The organism is Sphingobacterium sp. NGMCC 1.201703 (genome assembly GCF_047784615.1).
GTDB lineage: Bacteria > Bacteroidota > Bacteroidia > Sphingobacteriales > Sphingobacteriaceae > Sphingobacterium.
Genome location: NZ_JBLOHD010000001.1, coordinates 250,945 through 266,881 on the forward strand (window position 1 = coordinate 250,945; position 15,937 = coordinate 266,881).

General features: G+C 41.2%; 13 protein-coding genes. 5 read left to right on the forward strand and 8 right to left on the reverse strand.

The window, feature by feature from the left end:
* Window positions 1-9: 9 nt before the first annotated feature.
* Both ACK8HY_RS01075 and ACK8HY_RS01080 read left to right on the forward strand, forming a co-directional pair.
* Window positions 10-1,791, forward strand: coding sequence for a RagB/SusD family nutrient uptake outer membrane protein (locus ACK8HY_RS01075; protein ID WP_416132421.1), 1,782 nt, complete (start codon window positions 10-12; stop codon window positions 1,789-1,791).
* A 44-nt stretch (window positions 1,792-1,835) separates the two neighbouring features.
* Entirely contained in the window at window positions 1,836-3,287 is a 1,452-nt protein-coding gene (locus ACK8HY_RS01080) for an arylsulfatase (protein ID WP_416132422.1), read from the forward strand.
* 69 nt (window positions 3,288-3,356) lie between these two features.
* Here the strand turns inward: ACK8HY_RS01080 and ACK8HY_RS01085 are convergent, their stop codons facing one another.
* From ACK8HY_RS01085 to ACK8HY_RS01115, 7 genes are all read right to left on the reverse strand, one after another.
* Window positions 3,357-4,031 (reverse strand): hypothetical protein, encoded by a 675-nt coding sequence (locus ACK8HY_RS01085; protein ID WP_416132423.1) that lies wholly within the window; start codon window positions 4,029-4,031, stop codon window positions 3,357-3,359.
* Between the two features lie 380 nt (window positions 4,032-4,411).
* Entirely contained in the window at window positions 4,412-5,737 is a 1,326-nt protein-coding gene (locus tag ACK8HY_RS01090) for a sensor histidine kinase (protein ID WP_416132424.1), read from the reverse strand.
* Complete coding sequence (locus ACK8HY_RS01095) at window positions 5,734-6,411, reverse strand: response regulator transcription factor (protein ID WP_416132425.1); 678 nt, start codon at window positions 6,409-6,411, stop codon at window positions 5,734-5,736. Before ACK8HY_RS01095 ends, ACK8HY_RS01090 begins: the two co-directional genes overlap by 4 nt.
* A 21-nt stretch (window positions 6,412-6,432) precedes the next feature.
* Complete coding sequence (locus ACK8HY_RS01100) at window positions 6,433-7,290, reverse strand: hypothetical protein (protein ID WP_416132426.1); 858 nt, start codon at window positions 7,288-7,290, stop codon at window positions 6,433-6,435.
* A gap of 12 nt (window positions 7,291-7,302) precedes the next feature.
* On the reverse strand, window positions 7,303-7,623 hold the full coding sequence (locus ACK8HY_RS01105) for a hypothetical protein (protein WP_416132427.1): 321 nt from the start codon (window positions 7,621-7,623) through the stop codon (window positions 7,303-7,305).
* A gap of 56 nt (window positions 7,624-7,679) precedes the next feature.
* On the reverse strand, window positions 7,680-8,273 hold the full coding sequence (locus tag ACK8HY_RS01110) for a hypothetical protein (RefSeq protein ID WP_416132428.1): 594 nt from the start codon (window positions 8,271-8,273) through the stop codon (window positions 7,680-7,682).
* 94 nt (window positions 8,274-8,367) lie between these two features.
* Complete coding sequence (locus tag ACK8HY_RS01115) at window positions 8,368-9,150, reverse strand: NIPSNAP family protein (protein ID WP_416132429.1); 783 nt, start codon at window positions 9,148-9,150, stop codon at window positions 8,368-8,370.
* 194 nt (window positions 9,151-9,344) lie between these two features.
* Between ACK8HY_RS01115 and ACK8HY_RS01120 the strand changes: the two genes are divergently transcribed.
* Both ACK8HY_RS01120 and ACK8HY_RS01125 read left to right on the forward strand, forming a co-directional pair.
* Entirely contained in the window at window positions 9,345-9,710 is a 366-nt protein-coding gene (locus tag ACK8HY_RS01120; protein WP_416132430.1) for a hypothetical protein, read from the forward strand.
* Between the two features lie 302 nt (window positions 9,711-10,012).
* Window positions 10,013-11,137, forward strand: a complete 1,125-nt coding sequence (locus tag ACK8HY_RS01125; protein ID WP_077436366.1) for an aldo/keto reductase — start codon at window positions 10,013-10,015, stop codon at window positions 11,135-11,137.
* A gap of 254 nt (window positions 11,138-11,391) precedes the next feature.
* Here the strand turns inward: ACK8HY_RS01125 and ACK8HY_RS01130 are convergent, their stop codons facing one another.
* The gene (locus ACK8HY_RS01130; protein WP_139351123.1) at window positions 11,392-12,561 is read right to left on the reverse strand and encodes a sensor histidine kinase; all 1,170 of its coding nucleotides are present in this window, start codon (window positions 12,559-12,561) and stop codon (window positions 11,392-11,394) included.
* A 524-nt stretch (window positions 12,562-13,085) separates the two neighbouring features.
* Here ACK8HY_RS01130 and ACK8HY_RS01135 point away from each other — a divergent pair.
* Window positions 13,086-15,911, forward strand: a complete 2,826-nt coding sequence (locus tag ACK8HY_RS01135) for a PAS domain S-box protein (protein ID WP_416132431.1) — start codon at window positions 13,086-13,088, stop codon at window positions 15,909-15,911.
* Window positions 15,912-15,937 lie beyond the last annotated feature (26 nt).

The following is a 15,937-nucleotide window of genomic DNA, read 5'->3' on the forward strand; positions in this document are numbered from 1 at the left end:
CAGAATATCATGAAAAAGAAATTTATCCACTATATCCTTTGCCTAGGGCTAGCCACATCGCTAACAGGCTGCAGCAATTTACTGGATCTCGATCCGGAAGGCACATTGACCGAACAAAGTACGTTCACAAACTATAATAACTTTATTTCCTATGCTTGGCAATTCTATGGTACGTTTCCAGGCTACAGCAATGCTGTGCCGGATGCTGAGGTTCACAGCGACCTATTTGCCAAAGCGCAGGCAAACGCCACTTCTGACTGGGCTTGGCAGCGGATAGTAGTTCCCTCAACAAGTAGCGATTACAGCAATCCATTTGTGCAGATACGCGCTATCAATGTACTTTTGGATAATATTGAGCAGGCAGGCCAATTGTCTGAGCCGGAAAAGAAGCATATCCGTAGTATTGGCTACTTTTTTAAGGCCTACCAATATATGGATCTCCTGAACAAATTTGGTCAGGCGATCTGGGTAGAACGCACCATTAACGACGGAGACACCGATATTTTGTACGGCACTCCGGCTAGCCGTGACGAGATCGCCACACACATCACAGAAATGCTCAGCTATGCCGGAGAAAATATCAAGGAAAACGGTGACGGCCCCAATACCATAAATCGTAAAGTCGTCTTGGCGCTGACCGCTCGGTTTGGCTTGCGGGAGGGGACATGGCGAAAATATCACCAACTTAAAGACGCCGAAAAATACCTAAGATTGTCAACAGCAGCGGCCGAAAAAATTCTATCCAGTACGATACCGTTATTGAGTAATTATGACTTATTGTTCAACAGTGAATCATTGGCGAATGTCGCCGAAGTTTTTCTTTACAAACAGTATGAATTGAATCAGATTACCCATAGTTTAGCATCTCTGGCTCGTAATTCATCCGGCAGATGGGATCTCACAAAGAAAGCTGTGGATATGTACCTGATGAAAGATGGAAAAACGCGTTGGATAAGTTCGACATTTGATGGAGATCAAAATGCATACGATGAATTCCGGAATCGGGATACCCGTTTATATTTTACGATTTCCCCGCCCTATAAAGTTAAAATGGGAAAAACAAATATGCTTTGGGAGTTTACGGATGAGCCCAAGGATCGGGAATATATCGATCTGATGGCTACACTTTCAGATGAGAAACATAAAACTTTACCGTGGATGAACTGGGAAGGTCTGATATTGAAAGAGGAACCACATTATGTAGATTTCACCAATGGACAACCTTTTAGTGTGAGCTATACAGGCTACAGGTTTTACAAATTCAGCAATAAGATCAATCGGATCCAAAATGTGGATATTAACGATGCTCCGATATTCAGACTTGGGGAAATGTTGGTGGGATATGCAGAAGCAAAATATGAACTTGGGGAAATCAACCAACAAATTATAGATCAAACGGTAAATAGATTGAGAGCACGCGGCGGAGTGGCTCCGCTGCAGCTGACCGCTATCCCGCAGGATCCTACCCGTGATCAGGCTGTAAGCCCGGCGCTATGGGAAATTCGTCGGGAACGTACTATTGAATTGATGGGCGAAGGATTCCGGTTTGACGACCTCAGAAGATGGAAAAAAATGGATTATGCTGTCGCTCAGAAATTAGGTCGGTATATTACCAAGGGCGTAGACGTTCCTTCGAATGCCCCTATACCGGTCGAAAATGGACAGGCAAAAGGTTATATTGCTTACGAAGGCAAAGCACCATCTCCGTTTCCTGAATATTATTATTTATATCCAATACCAGCGGCAGAATTGGTACAGAATAAAAACTTAAAACAGAATGAAGGATGGTAGTCACATCGTACTAATCTTCCTTTTTTAGCAGTAATTTAGAACATATGAAAGCATCACAATTGATCGTACTAAAACGAGCAGTCTTGGCTGCTCTTCTATTCGCAACAACGAGCATTTTTGCCCAGAGTGGGAATAAAAGACCGAATATTGTCTTTATTATGGCCGATGACCTTGGTTATGGGGATTTGGGCGCTTATGGACAGACCAAGATTGAAACCAAGCATATAGATTCATTGGCTCGTGCGGGTATGAAGTTTGATAACTTTTATGCAGGTACTTCTGTATGCGCACCATCACGTTCATCACTGATGACAGGACAGCATACAGGACACACCCACGTCAGAGGCAATAAAGAAATCGAACCCGAGGGGCAAGAACCATTAGCCGATTCAGTACAGACTATCGCGATGCTGTTGCAGAAGGCTGGCTATACCACCGGCGCATTTGGCAAATGGGGACTGGGCATGGTTCATACGACAGGTGCGCCCGACCAAAAGGGATTTGACGAATTTTATGGATACAATTGTCAGCGTCAATCCCATCGTTATTATCCTACACACCTTTGGCATAATAAGGAAAAGATAGAACTTGATGGTAATGGATTGATGGCGCGGGGCCAGTATGCTCCGGCATTGATTCAGGAGAAAACCCTTGCGTTTATCGATGCCCACAAAGATAAACCCTTCTTTCTTTTTGTCCCCACGGTACTACCACATGCTGAACTCGCTGGACCGGAGGATGAGTATTACAAACAATATGCCCACAAGTTTGATGAAAAACCTTATCGGGGGAACGATTACGGTCCACGGGCAACAGTTCCCGGGTACGCCAGTGTCGAAAAGCCCCACGCGATGTACGCCAGTATGGTAAGTCGGATGGATGCGTATGTCGGTCAGATTGTCGAGCGATTACGACAAAATAACTTGCTCGATAATACCATTATTATATTTACCAGCGATAATGGGGCGCATAAGGAAGGCGGAGCAGATCCCGGCTTTTTCAATAGTTCGGGCGGATTGCGAGGGACAAAACGTGACCTTTATGAAGGGGGGATAAAGACTCCGTTCATCGCGTACTGGCCGGGTAAGATCACCGGAGGTAAAACATCCAGTTATCTGGGCGCTTTTTGGGATATCATGCCAACGATGGTCGAACTGGCAAAGGCTGATAAGCCAAGATATACAGATGGAATTTCCTTTGTTCCGACCCTGTTAGGCAAAAATAAAAAGCAAAAACAACATGATTATCTCTATTGGGAATTCCATGAGGATGGTGGACGTCAGGCTGTTCGTAGAGGAGACTGGAAACTTATTTTGCAGAAAGTTAGGAGCGGATCCCCTACAACAGAGTTGTATAATCTTAAACAAGATCCAAAAGAGCAGCATAATATTGCGGAAGCTAATCCCAGAAAAGTAAAGGAATTGGGGCGTTTGATTGATCAGGCACATGTTGAAAGTCCTATTTTCCCGTTAACCAGTAAGGTGGATAAACGCTAGTTAAGGGGCCGTGTCAAAATAGGTGTTTTGATACGGCCCCAATTTCTTTCATTTTTCATTCCTTGTTATCTATGGTACTCTTGTATAACCAACTTCTCCGATAGCGACATAATTATTGCCTGAAAAAATAACGGATTTTTGACTATAACTGCCCGCTGAGCAATCTGTTATGCCTCTGCTAAATGTGTAGATAGTACAATTGTTGGGGTCATAGCTTTTCCATTTTACCTCTCCCACAGGGAAGCAGCATCCTGTTGACGATGTGATTGTACCTGTTGAACCATCAAAAGTTGTCACTTCATTTCTAACACACTCGGGATGTGTTGATGAATTGGTTCTTAGCCATTTGCCTACCAGACTATATTGTTTGCAATTGGTGTTGCCTCCACCACCGCCTCCACCATTGCTACCGGTGAGTTCCATGGTGTTACAAACACCGGCAGTAAATGTTACGCTGCTTGCCCAAGTGGTTCCATTGGTAGATGTAGCGGTAAAAGAACGGGTACCTTCATACTCTTTGACGTTTACATCGGCTTGCCCACAGGTAACACCTCCAGAGTGATAATGTCTGATGGTACCTACTTTTTTCCCCTCGAGAAATATATCTATATTACCCAGATCGCTCTTTGTAAAAAAGGAAACTGTTCCTGTATTGTTTTCTTCCACTACGTCCTCGCGTGTGCAAGCATATAGCGCTACCACTGCTAAGATAGCTACTAACGATAGATATAATACTTTTTTCATAGGATTAATTTTTTAGGGTTAACGTATGATGAATTTGTATATTCTCGAGATTGGCACAAACCCTTTCTTATAGCTTCGTATTGATAAAGCAAATTTATCTAGGCCTTGATCAAAAAAAAATACCTAGCACTAGGTATTTTCCTTGTATCTGATCTTGTTTTAATATCCATTATTTTGTGCAGCCAACTTATAAACCTATTTAAACTTTTGTAAATTGTGATGGATCATCGTAATCTAGCTTAAAATTTACTTCTATTGTGAATATGTTAAGGCATAAATATCCTTTTTTGCTCCCATATAGCCAATAAGGTTCACATTCCAGTGGATCAGGATAAAAATGATAATTTTCCAGACGCGGATAAGTTTGTTATTGAGGAAATTTAATCGATTCGTTCTTTTGAAGGAAAGTGAAGATAGACTTTGGTGCCTTCCTGAGGGGTAGAATTTATTTGTATGTTGATCTGCAAGAAATCCGCAATGCTTTTTACGATCGACATGCCCAGTCCATTTCCTTTTGAGTATTTACTCCTGAAACGTTGGAAAAGATTCTCTAATTCGGTCGCAGTCATTCCCATTCCACTATCCGAAATTATTATTTGATGATTTGTTCCATCAAAATTATGCGTAATGCTGATCCTGCCTTGTGGACGGTTATATATAATAGCATTATTGACCAAATTATGGAACAAATGGAAAAGAAGCTCTTCGTGTTGATGGCCTAAGGCAAGATCTTTAGGGACATCAATAGACAGGTGAATCTGTTTTTCGGCCATAAGTGGTTCAAGCTCCTCCGTTACTTTTGTTAGCAAAGGCCTGATAAAAACTTCCTGAGTACGCTGGTACTGGCCACTATCGACCCGGGCCAAAAAGAGCAGTGTTTTGACGATTCCATTCAGGCGATCCAGTGTTTGTAGCGATGAAAGTAGCTTTTCTTGCAATTCCATGTTAAGGTCCGGCTGGATCAGCATATTCTCTATTTTACCTCGCAGGATGCTGATTGGTGTCAGCAGTTCGTGAGAAGCATTGGCGGTAAAATCCTTTTCACGTGTATAAGCGTGTGTAGCCCTTTGCATAAGGTCGCAAAGGTGTTCATCCAGCAGGCGGAAGTCTGTTGTCGTCGTTGGGATTGCTTTAAATTCCAGGTCAAATGGAAACTGTTGTTCGGAAAGCCGATAGCGAATAATTCGTTGTAACGGGCTCAACAGATGGCGTCCATAAAAATAATCCACGGAGATGGTCAGTAAAAACAATACCATTAAAATAACGAGTGCGACCTGTTGCAGGATAGCCGCATAAAGTGAGATGCTATGTTGCGATCTACCAATTTCCAATAAGTACATTTTTCCATCCGCTTCAAAAAAGCGATGCAAAATCCGGTAGTTTAAGGTGTCGCTTTCCACAATGCGCCGCTGATTGTCTATATGTGACGGGCCTAAATCGGAAGAGTCAGCCCTGGCCGTCTGAATGGCAATATAATCTTCTTTGAGCATGGTATAACTGCCGTAGTTCTGTTCCCCTTGCAGATAGTATTCCATGCCGTTTTCACGGATCTTGTCAAATACTTTGGTCTCTTGGCCATGTAGGAATCTATCGATGGAGTATTGCGTATACCAACTGAAGACTATCGGCAAGATGCATAAGAAAAAGCCAAAGATCAGCAGTTTCGAAAAAGCAAAATAGAGCGTAAATTTAGTGTTCAGTTTCACGGCAATACAATTTTATAGCCGATTCCCCGAACCGACTGTAGCCAGGGGACAGGTGCAAACACCGACATTTTTTTCCTGATATTTTTGATATGGACATCAATGTAATTTGAGTCCGTATTCGGAAAGCTCAGGTCTCCCCACACATGCTCGTACAATTGCGAGCGGCTCAAGGGGCGATTCTTGTTTAGTAGAAGATAGGTCAGGATATCAAATTCCTTTTTGAAGAGGACGATTTCTTGATCCTGGTAATAAACAGCCCTGTTTTCAATATCAATACTAAATTCACCCACCTGTAGTGGCTGAGCGGTATGGCCCAAACGGCGTCGATAGATAGCGAATAGGCGTATGTGCAGTTCGGCCAAGGAGAAAGGTTTGGGAAGGTAGTCGTCTGCACCATTTTTTAATCCCAGTATGCGGTCTTCAAGAGCACCACGCGCGGAGGCAATCACGACAGCGCTATCCAGGTGATCCGTTCTGATCATATCCAATAGGTTCATGCCATCTCCATCCGGCAGGCTTAGATCAAGGACTATGGCATCAAAGAAACGATCCCTAAGTACGCGTATCGCATCTGCTAGGGTTGAGCAAACCTGACAATCGTATTGTTCAAGCCGGAGAAAATCGGTAATTTCCCGGGCCAATTCCGGTTCGTCCTCTACGATAAGTACCTTCATACCCTTTGCAAATAGCTTCAATTAAAATTGATAAAAATATCCCACATTAAAAAACGAATTATGTTTTTGCTCCGCCGCGGCATTCTTTCCCAGTACCGAGAGTTGATAGGAGAGTAAGAATGCACCATTGCCATATTGCCAGATCAAGGGAAGCTGAAAATTATAAGACAGCATTTTGAACCCGGTTGACTCAACAGTCGTTTCCTCATATTCCGGCTTTTGATTGACAGGTGGTAATTTGTCATCCAAAAATCCTGGAAGACCAAGCCTCCTTTCTTTCTCCTCCAGATATGTCGTATAATAACGTTGTGTACCGGTGGTCAAGGCGATATTCGGTTTGATATAGAGGAGATCTTTTGACGTAAAACTATGGATATTCACGATTTTGCTATTGGTCAGCGTTACGAATACATCGTTTTCTTTACCAAAATTGTAATCACCTTCCAGATCGGTCTGAAAGAGATGGCTGAATCCCAGTTCAGCTGAAACATTGTTCGGATTGGAGGCTTGTAGCAGGGGAGACTCTTTCTGATAAAAAGAACGCGTATAACCAATGTCCAGGGACAAGGCTTTGTTCAGTTTAAATTCAAATCCAGTCCCCACATGAAGCTCGGAAGGAGCGGAGTTTTCTTTCAGCAGCTGGTAGCCACCTGCGGAAATATGCCACCCCGAAGTCGTTAGCATACGCAGGTCTGTATAAGCAAAGGGAAGTTTTTCCGATGCGGTTTGGCCATAGTAATTGGCATTGTTGCTCAGCAATGTAGTCCAGGTAAACGTCGTTTTCTGGGCTGTACTGTCAGGCTCTTGGGCAAAACAAGCTACGCTGCAGAATAGTTGAGTACTGGCAAAAGCTGCTATCAAAAAATATAGCGTTTTCATGGAAATAGATGCTTAAAGTTTTATTCTAATGTTTGTGTTGATCTTTGTTTTCACTTTTACCCGAACATCAGGGTTCACAGAATTAATTCGAGGTATAACAGGGCGGGGAATCTGTTGATTGCGCGCTTTAGGTACAGACTTTATCACTTTTTCCTTTGTTTGGCTAACAGTTTCTTTAGCCTGACTTGATGGCCGATTAACTTCCTCGTGCTTTTGTTTTGAGGATGCCGACTGTGCAATAGTATCCTGTGGGATAGCTGCTGTAGCGACGCCGATCCGTATAGCGAAAATTAGTAAAGCTGTAAACCATGCCTTGTGAAACATACTGCTCATTCTGATCAATCTAACTTTGAACTAATGACTTCAGCTCAAAGTTAGATTTTATCTGCTTATTTAATACCCACGCCGGTACGAATTTTCGTATTTGTACGCACATTGGTTGAGTTTACGTCAATTTTTGTTTTGGCATTGACGTTTGCCTTTACATTGGGGGTACTTTTGACCGCCGCTTGTGTAGCAACATCCACTGTTTTTACTGCAGCGTGAGCCTGCCCTACGGAAGAGGCGACAGTGCTTACTGTACTTCCTTTAACATCTGATGCAATATCTGATTTAGCGACAGTGCTTACAGCAGCACCATGATTATCCGGATGCTCGGTTTTTGCATCTATTTTACCAGCTGTGGCTAATTCGCTGACAGCTTTGCCTGTTTCAGCTCCGGATACCGTTTTTGTCAATTGGCTTACCGCTGTTTTGCCTTTTGATTCAGCAGCATCTATTGATTGAGCAACTTCTTGTTTGCCCCTGATTTCTTGTTCGACCACCCCATTTCCTTCCGCTTTCAACGTTGCAGTTTTTTTTGATTTATTGTTCTTCAAGGTAGTTTCTGCGCTTTGCGATGAATGAACTTTAGATTTTGTTTCCTGTGCCATCCCTGTTGTACCTAGCAACAAGCCGATGGCTAATAATCCCAAAATTTTCATTTTTTATAATTTGTTTATCAAAGCTAAACGCCGATTATGAAAAAAAAATGAAATCTTTAATCTGAACAAAAAATCTCAGTGGGACTCAATTTGATTAAATATCTGAATACTGTGTTGGCCGACAAAGGGTAGTTACGTTTTTAGAAACATTATTTTGGTATTGGGGCAGCTCCGCCATTGGTTTATATAAAGGGCCAAACGCTTTCCAATGCGCGTCCCGTTCGTTCATGTTTTCGAAGGTCGTAAGATAAATCAAATTAGGCATCGTGCTGCCTGCAATAACCTGACCATAGAAAACGGCATTAAAATTTAACTTGTTGAAGATATCGATCTCACCATTGTTGAACATGGAGATTTTATTTGCAGATAACTTTTCGGTTGGAGCTTCATAGCTTCTCAATTCGTAAACGCGTTCACTTTTATCCCCGTTTAATTTGGGGAGAGTAAGAAATGGCATACCCTCAAAGGCTTTCATTAAAATCGTTTCAATCCTTGAGTAAGGCGGATGGGTATGTGCGGCATCGAGGTATTCCTTTCCCGATTCTAAATACCGTTTATCTTTTAAGATATCGACATCAAGACTTACATATTTTTCAAGTTTAGTTGATGAACTGAAGACGTAAACCAATTTATCCGCTTTATCCTTATTGTCAATCGGTTTGAATACGGCAATCTCTTTAAATCCTAATTTATGCATTGCCGGCAAATAGGCTTTTTCAAGAAAACGATCGATCACCTGTTCTTGTTCTGTGGTTTGGAAGTGATAAACTTTTAATTGAAAATAAGTGGTTGCTGCGTGGGCAAAACTGCTGGATTGACTACTTATAAAAATCAACAGAATTAACATCCACTGTCCCGGATTCATAGGCTTGATCATGTTTAACATTTAGTTTTATAGATTTAGATTATATTTTTTGTTTTCTTATCATTAGAAAAATACAGATTAAAAATAAGATTTTTTTATAATATAGATGTTCGAACCAGAAATACACTTTCAAAAAATAAAACCAGTGTTTTCTTTTTCTATCATACAATTTGCTACCTTTCGTCCTATCATCTATACGACGGATTATGGACATATTAGTTTTTTTCTTGGCTATTACAGCAGGGACTTGGTCGGTTTACGGCCATTTTCAGCGAAAGAAAATTGTTCGTATTGCGATGAACGAATACATAAGCTTTGATTTAGAACAGCAAAAGCTCGAGTTGTTAGCACATCAGGTTTTAAACCGGTCATTAGGCAATTTTGAACATAGAAAACACTGGTTGAAGGATTATTGGAGTTTTAGGGATGTCAATGGGCGTTTTCTGACCAAGGTATACATTGATCTACAAGTGAAAAATAGATTTAACGAAATTTGCACGATTACTGCCAAAATCAATTATGGTGTTCTTGATGGAATAAATGGCATTGAATATGAACCCGCCTTAGATTAAGTTGGACTGTCTATCATTAACGCTCACCTGAGATATGATTAGGGGCATACACTTTCTCTTCGCCGTGACCCGATTCGCCATTTTCGACCAAAATATAGCATCAAGTATGGCGGATAGGATCGAATTCGGGTAATAGCTGAAGCGCTTGCTGTTCCACTACTGATCTTTTAAAACAAAGTAGGTTTGAGATTGGTTTTTTATGCAAGATTCCTGATGGTACTGTTCACGCTAAATTTTTGATCTAGCTGGCCGTAACAAAAAAACTTTATCACAGGCAAGGGAATTTAGATAAGGTTGAACGTATGAAAAGAAGAAAATTTTTAGTGCAGACAGGCCTTGCAGGATCGGGGTTAATCTTGAGCGCAGCAGCACCAGATATTTTGACAACAACAATTAAAGAACATAAGATGGTAAAACCTGAAAATTTAGATCAACATAAGAGGTTTCGTCCCAATGAAAAAGCCGGCTTTGGCGGTGTGGCATTAGGAAACGGTTTTCAGCAACACTCAGATCTTGAATGCCTCCAAGCAGTGGAAGCGGCTTGGAATGCAGGGGTACGATTATTTGATACTTCTCCATGGTACGGATTGGGCATCAGCGAACGTAGGATGGGCTTATTTTTAAAAGATCAGCCACGGGACAGTTTTACGCTCTCGACTAAAGTAGGACGACTCTTGTCACCTAAAGAGGGTTTTACAATGGAGCAGTTGTTATGGAAGGGTAAAATGAATTTTAGTTATCGATATGATTACAGTGCTGCCGGTGTCAGAAAAAGCGTAGAGGATAGCTTACAGCGCCTGGGTGTATCATCCATAGATATCGTATATATCCATGATCTTTCACCCGACAATGGCGATATGAAAGATAGCTATGCTAGTTATTTCGAGCAAGCGGCGAAAGGAGCCATGCCTGAGCTGACTAAAATGAGGCAGGAGGGGATAATAAAAGGGTGGGGGCTAGGTGTCAATACCATCGAACCGATATTGCAAACATTGGATGTGGCGGATCCCGATATTTTTCTCTCAGCCTGCCAATATTCATTAATCAAACATGATGATGATCTGAATAAGGTATTCCCAAAAATCGCTGAAAGAGGCTTGTCCATTGTTGTAGGTGCACCCCTGTGTGCTGGATTTCTGTCAGGCAAAGACCGCTATCTGTATGATGGCAAGTTTCCTGCTGGGGTTAAAGAAAAATTAAATGCTTTACAAAGAGTGGCAGACGATCATGCCGTAGACCTACGGACAGCAGCATTACAATTTGCTGCTGCACCAAGTGAAGTTTCAGGGGTTATACCCGGAGCACATACGGTCGCGCAGGCGGTACAAAATGCCGAGTCTCTCAAGGCTAAAATTCCCGCTGATTTTTGGGAAGAATTAAAGCATGAAAAATTAATTGCAGCGAATGCACCGGTACCAAAAGCATAATAGTTATTTCATCCTCAACATCTTTCTTCACGTTAGCCTGTCCTTCTTCCGTGTCGTCTGGACCGTCATTCTTTATACGTGATAAGTCCGTATTTGAATCTTCATTTTCTTCGGTCGATGTGCCGTTTTCTTGCTCTTTTATGAAATCAGGACTCGGCTCACAAGCAGGCAGGAGCGAGGATACCTATGATAAGGAAAGTGAACTTTCTGAATCAACATTCAGTACTACTGGAGCAACATTAAAAAGAAATATACTAGTTTATAGGTATCAAGAGTTTGAACGTAATTTTCCTGTCTTCTATTACTACTTCTATATCCCCTTGATGGGACTTCGCTATTTCTTTGGTCACATACAGTCCCAGACCGAGCCCCTTGCTACCCGAGCCACGAACAAATGGCTTAAATAGATCCGAAGTATTTAATAGATGGGCAGCAGAGAGCTGATTTGTTACACTGAATATAAAATTGTCCTTTTCTATAAAAGCATTTATTTCAATTTCTTGATGCGGTTCCCCATGCTTTATCGCATTACTGATCAGGTTAACAAAGGCTCTTCCCATTTTGGCTTTGTCGCAATGCACATTGAGGGGAAGCCTCATATGTGTTAAGACTTTTCTGTCATGTATCACTTCAAATTCGGACAAAACCTGTTTGATTAACGGCTCCATATTCACAAGGTCTGTATAACTTTCAGCCTCACGTCCAAACCGGGTATTGCTAAAATCTAAAATATCATCGATTACACCCTTCATCCGGCTAGAAGCATTTTCTATTTTTTTTGCCAGAACTTGTTGCGCTCCATTTAGACTCTGTCCTAGATATTGAGATAACAGCTTAATTATACTAACTGGATTGTTTAAGTCATGGGCCAAAGAAAATAAAATAAGATCTCTGTTTTTGGAATAAATGCGTTCCTGCTCGAGTATATTTTGGAGATGCAGCGTTTCAGTTGTTGTGCTAAAGTCAGTAGCAATAAGATCACTGCAGAATGGGAATAGCGTTTCCAATTTAGGCTGGTCAAACTTAACCGGTTCATCATTCATAAAACTTAAGTGGCCAATAATAGTGTTGTTTTTATTAAGTATGGGATAGGAAATATAGCTTTTTAATCCAAATTCCTGAAGAAGCTCGCCCCATTGCTGTTTTGTACATCGGTCTATATTGTCAATATAAATTGGTTCAAAACCTTTTCTTATTTCCCGATATATTTTTACATAGGTGTTACTATCCTGAACGATGATCTGTTGAGCCTGGTAGTCATAAAAACAATAATTATCCCATTTATTACCTTTTTTTTTGCGTATCAACCCATACCTCATTTGGATATGACTACACATCGTTTCCAGAATTCTTTGGTTAGGATTAATCCCGCCCATGTCATTATATTTTTTGTTCCCTTGATTTACCTTATTCTGGAATGTCATTTCTTGTGTTGTTTTATTTGTTCGACAAGCGCTTATGCTACCTGATGGTTATGATGACGAATGCTAATTACCCAAATGTGTATTAAATAAGATTGTGATTATGTTCAATAAATCTCTTATAATATTCTTGTTGATAGCAATTATGTTGAACAACAATAAATAGACCCAGATCGTTTCATAATTTTATATTTATAATGGAATAAGTAATTTTTATGTGATCAATCGTCTTTAGCTTGTATTTTTTAAGTAGTTAAAAATGTGTTTTAATGAAAACTTTTTTGTTTTAGCGAGTGTCCATTTTGCGTTACTTAGTTCTTATGTTTCAAGAAACATTATTTTTTAATAAACTATTTTTATCTACCATTTGTTAGTCACTATATTATATATATTAATCGATATTAGTTTAGAGTTTAGTCTATACTGTCTGTTATTGTAAATTGCCGATGGGAGAGGAGGATTGTTGGTGTTTTTGTTATGAAGGTGTAGAAATTTAACTTGTTTTTATAAATTTTATTTGTGATTTTATGGATGGAAAATCACCGACAAAGAATGAGTCGCAACGGATTCAGGCACTGCACGAATATGAAATTCTGGACACTGCTGCGGAAGCAGAATTCGATCGTATCACGGAGATCGCCTCACGCGTTTGTGATATGCCTATCTCTTTAATTTCATTGGTAGACAAAGAAAGGCAATGGTTTAAATCACGCGTTGGACTCGACGTGGAAGAGACGCCACGCGATTTATCTTTTTGTCAATATACGTTTACAGAAGATCGATTATTGGAGGTTCGGGACGCTGCTGAAGATGAGCGGTTTAAGTTCAATTCGCTCGTAACGGCGGATCCTCATATCCGGTACTACGTTGGATTACCCTTGGTTGATGCCAATGGATTTTCTTTGGGTGCGTTATGCGTTATTGACAGGGTGCCCAGGCAACTCGACGAAAACCAGAAACACATCCTATCCCTGCTACGGGATGAGGTGGTTACGCTTATTACCAATCGACGAGAAAAGGAGAAATATAAAGAAAATGAGCAGAAGCTGAAAGCTTTTTTTGATCACTCGCAGAGTCTCATGTGTACTCATGATCTCGAGGGCAATTTTATTACCGTGAATGAGGCTGGAGCCAGATTGTTAGGCTATGAAAAAGAGGAAATAGAAAAGCTTTCGCTTTTTGATATTGTGCCAGCGGAAGGCCATTTAAATCTTAGGGATTACCTGGTTGAAATTGTAAAAAAAGGAATTGTCAAAGGCGAAATGCGTACGGTCACACGTGCTGGGGGCATGCGTATTTGGATGTTTAATAATATTCTCCAGGCCAACGGAAATAAGAAGGCTTATGTAATTGGTAATGCGGTTGATATCACTGAGCAGCATTATTTGGAGAAGGATCTAAAACATACCCAAGCAATGTTGACAAGGACTGGTCGGGTTGCCCGGGTCGGTGGCTGGGAGTACAATCTGAAGAATGGAAAAATTATCTGGTCCGAGATTACCAAAGAGATCCATGAAGTCGAAAAGGATTATGAGCCTGATCTTGCAAGCTCGCTGAATTTTTACAAGGAAGGAGTGCACCGGAATAAAATCCAGCAGGCCATTGAGCAGGCTATTTCCACTGGAGAGCCCTGGGATCTTGAACTGGAAATTATCACCTTTAAAGGGCATGCACTTTGGATACGTGCATTGGGCAATGCTGATTTTGAAAACGGTGTCTGTGTACGGCTTTATGGTACCTTCCAGGATATTGACAGACGTAAAAGAATGGAAGCGGAGTCGTCAAATTCAAAAAAACTATTTGAGGATATCCTCGAGGCCACTTCTGCGGTTGCCATTATCGCCACAGATATCGAAGGCACAATAACGTTGTTTAATAAAGGTGCCGAAAATCTTTTGGGCTATGCCAGCGAAGAAATAATCGGTAAATTAAGTCCGGTACATTTTCATTTACAGAGCGAGTTAGCATCAAGGGAAACTGAGCTATCCACAGAGCTGGGATACCCTGTCAAAGGATTCAGGGTTTTTGTGGAAAAAGCTGAACTGTATGGTTCGGAGCAACGTGAATGGACTTACATCCGCAAAGACGGCTCTCAATTGTTTGTTTCTTTAGCCGTGACCATTATCAGAAACATCGAGGAGAAGGTCATCGGATATCTTGGTGTAGCTACAGATATCAGCAAAATTATTCAACAGCATAAAGAGCTTGAAAGGGCAAAAGGACTTGCTGAGCAGGCAAGTATGGCAAAGTCCGAGTTTTTGGCCAATATGAGCCACGAAATACGCACTCCCCTGAATGGAATAGTAGGCTTTACCGATTTATTGACCAGAACCAATCTCGATGCGACACAGCGCGAGTATTTAGGGATGGTCGAACAGTCGATCGGATTATTGTTAGGCATTATCAATGATATACTGGATTTCTCCAAAATTGAAGCCGGTAAAATGGAATTGGAAATTGAGCAAACCGACCTTAATGAACTTATCAATCAGCTGAATAAACTTTTTAATGTTCAGATCGCAGGCAAAGGCCTGGAATTCTATTTAGATATCGCACCCGAGGTGCCAAGTTATATTTGGACAGACGCACTTCGTATCAAACAAGTGCTGATGAACCTAATGAGCAATGCCATCAAATTTACCGCGAAAGGAAACATTACATTTAAAATCTCCGTTCTGTCCCGTAAGGCCGAAACTGCTGTACTGCGTTTCAGCGTTCGGGATACCGGCATAGGTATACCCGAAGATAAGCAGGCAAAGATCTTTGAAGCCTTTTCGCAGGAGGATACTTCAATGACCAAACGCTATGGGGGTACAGGTCTGGGGCTCACGATTTCCAATCGCCTGCTAAAAATGATGGGCAGTGAACTGCAGTTGGAAAGTACGGTTACTGTCGGAAGCCATTTCTTTTTCGACCTTGACTTACGTTCTATTTGGGAAACAGAAGATTGGAAGGAGCTGGCATCTATTGGCACTGTCCTGGTCGTTGCCGATGATGAATGGGAAGGGGAAAGCTTGGTCCAGCTATTGACAAAAAAAAATATCGCTGTGCTACAGGCAAAGAATGGGTTCGAAGTCTTGCAACTTTTGATGCGCGGCAGCCGCTATGGAGCAATTCTCATGATGAACGACTTGCCTATTATGAGTGGCATAGACACGATAAAGAAGATTCGGGAAAAGATTTTTAATGAAAAATATATACAGCCTATTATTCCCATATTTGATCCACAGGAGAGCAATGTTGTCGCTGTTTGTGAGTCATTGGAAATTAAGCAATGGTTATTAAAACCTGTTAAACCTGAGGATCTTTATCAGGTACTGACCGATATTCACAGGGAGCAATTACCAAAGTAGCTAAGTGAAAATAGTTTAAGTGCCAA

What these genes read in the sequence shown, in the direction of transcription:
- ACK8HY_RS01085 (WP_416132423.1), bottom strand. Translation starts at nt 4,031, where the DNA reads ATGAAAAAAGTATTATATCTATCGTTAGTAGCTATCTTAGCAGTGGTA.
- ACK8HY_RS01120 (WP_416132430.1), top strand. Translation starts at nt 9,345, where the DNA reads ATGGACATATTAGTTTTTTTCTTGGCTATTACAGCAGGGACTTGGTCG.
- ACK8HY_RS01080 (WP_416132422.1), top strand. Translation starts at nt 1,836, where the DNA reads ATGAAAGCATCACAATTGATCGTACTAAAACGAGCAGTCTTGGCTGCT.
- ACK8HY_RS01115 (WP_416132429.1), bottom strand. Translation starts at nt 9,150, where the DNA reads ATGATCAAGCCTATGAATCCGGGACAGTGGATGTTAATTCTGTTGATT.
- ACK8HY_RS01130 (WP_139351123.1), bottom strand. Translation starts at nt 12,561, where the DNA reads ATGACATTCCAGAATAAGGTAAATCAAGGGAACAAAAAATATAATGAC.
- ACK8HY_RS01135 (WP_416132431.1), top strand. Translation starts at nt 13,086, where the DNA reads ATGGATGGAAAATCACCGACAAAGAATGAGTCGCAACGGATTCAGGCA.
- ACK8HY_RS01125 (WP_077436366.1), top strand. Translation starts at nt 10,013, where the DNA reads ATGAAAAGAAGAAAATTTTTAGTGCAGACAGGCCTTGCAGGATCGGGG.
- ACK8HY_RS01110 (WP_416132428.1), bottom strand. Translation starts at nt 8,273, where the DNA reads ATGAAAATTTTGGGATTATTAGCCATCGGCTTGTTGCTAGGTACAACA.
- ACK8HY_RS01075 (WP_416132421.1), top strand. Translation starts at nt 10, where the DNA reads ATGAAAAAGAAATTTATCCACTATATCCTTTGCCTAGGGCTAGCCACA.
- ACK8HY_RS01105 (WP_416132427.1), bottom strand. Translation starts at nt 7,623, where the DNA reads ATGAGCAGTATGTTTCACAAGGCATGGTTTACAGCTTTACTAATTTTC.
- ACK8HY_RS01095 (WP_416132425.1), bottom strand. Translation starts at nt 6,411, where the DNA reads ATGAAGGTACTTATCGTAGAGGACGAACCGGAATTGGCCCGGGAAATT.
- ACK8HY_RS01100 (WP_416132426.1), bottom strand. Translation starts at nt 7,290, where the DNA reads ATGAAAACGCTATATTTTTTGATAGCAGCTTTTGCCAGTACTCAACTA.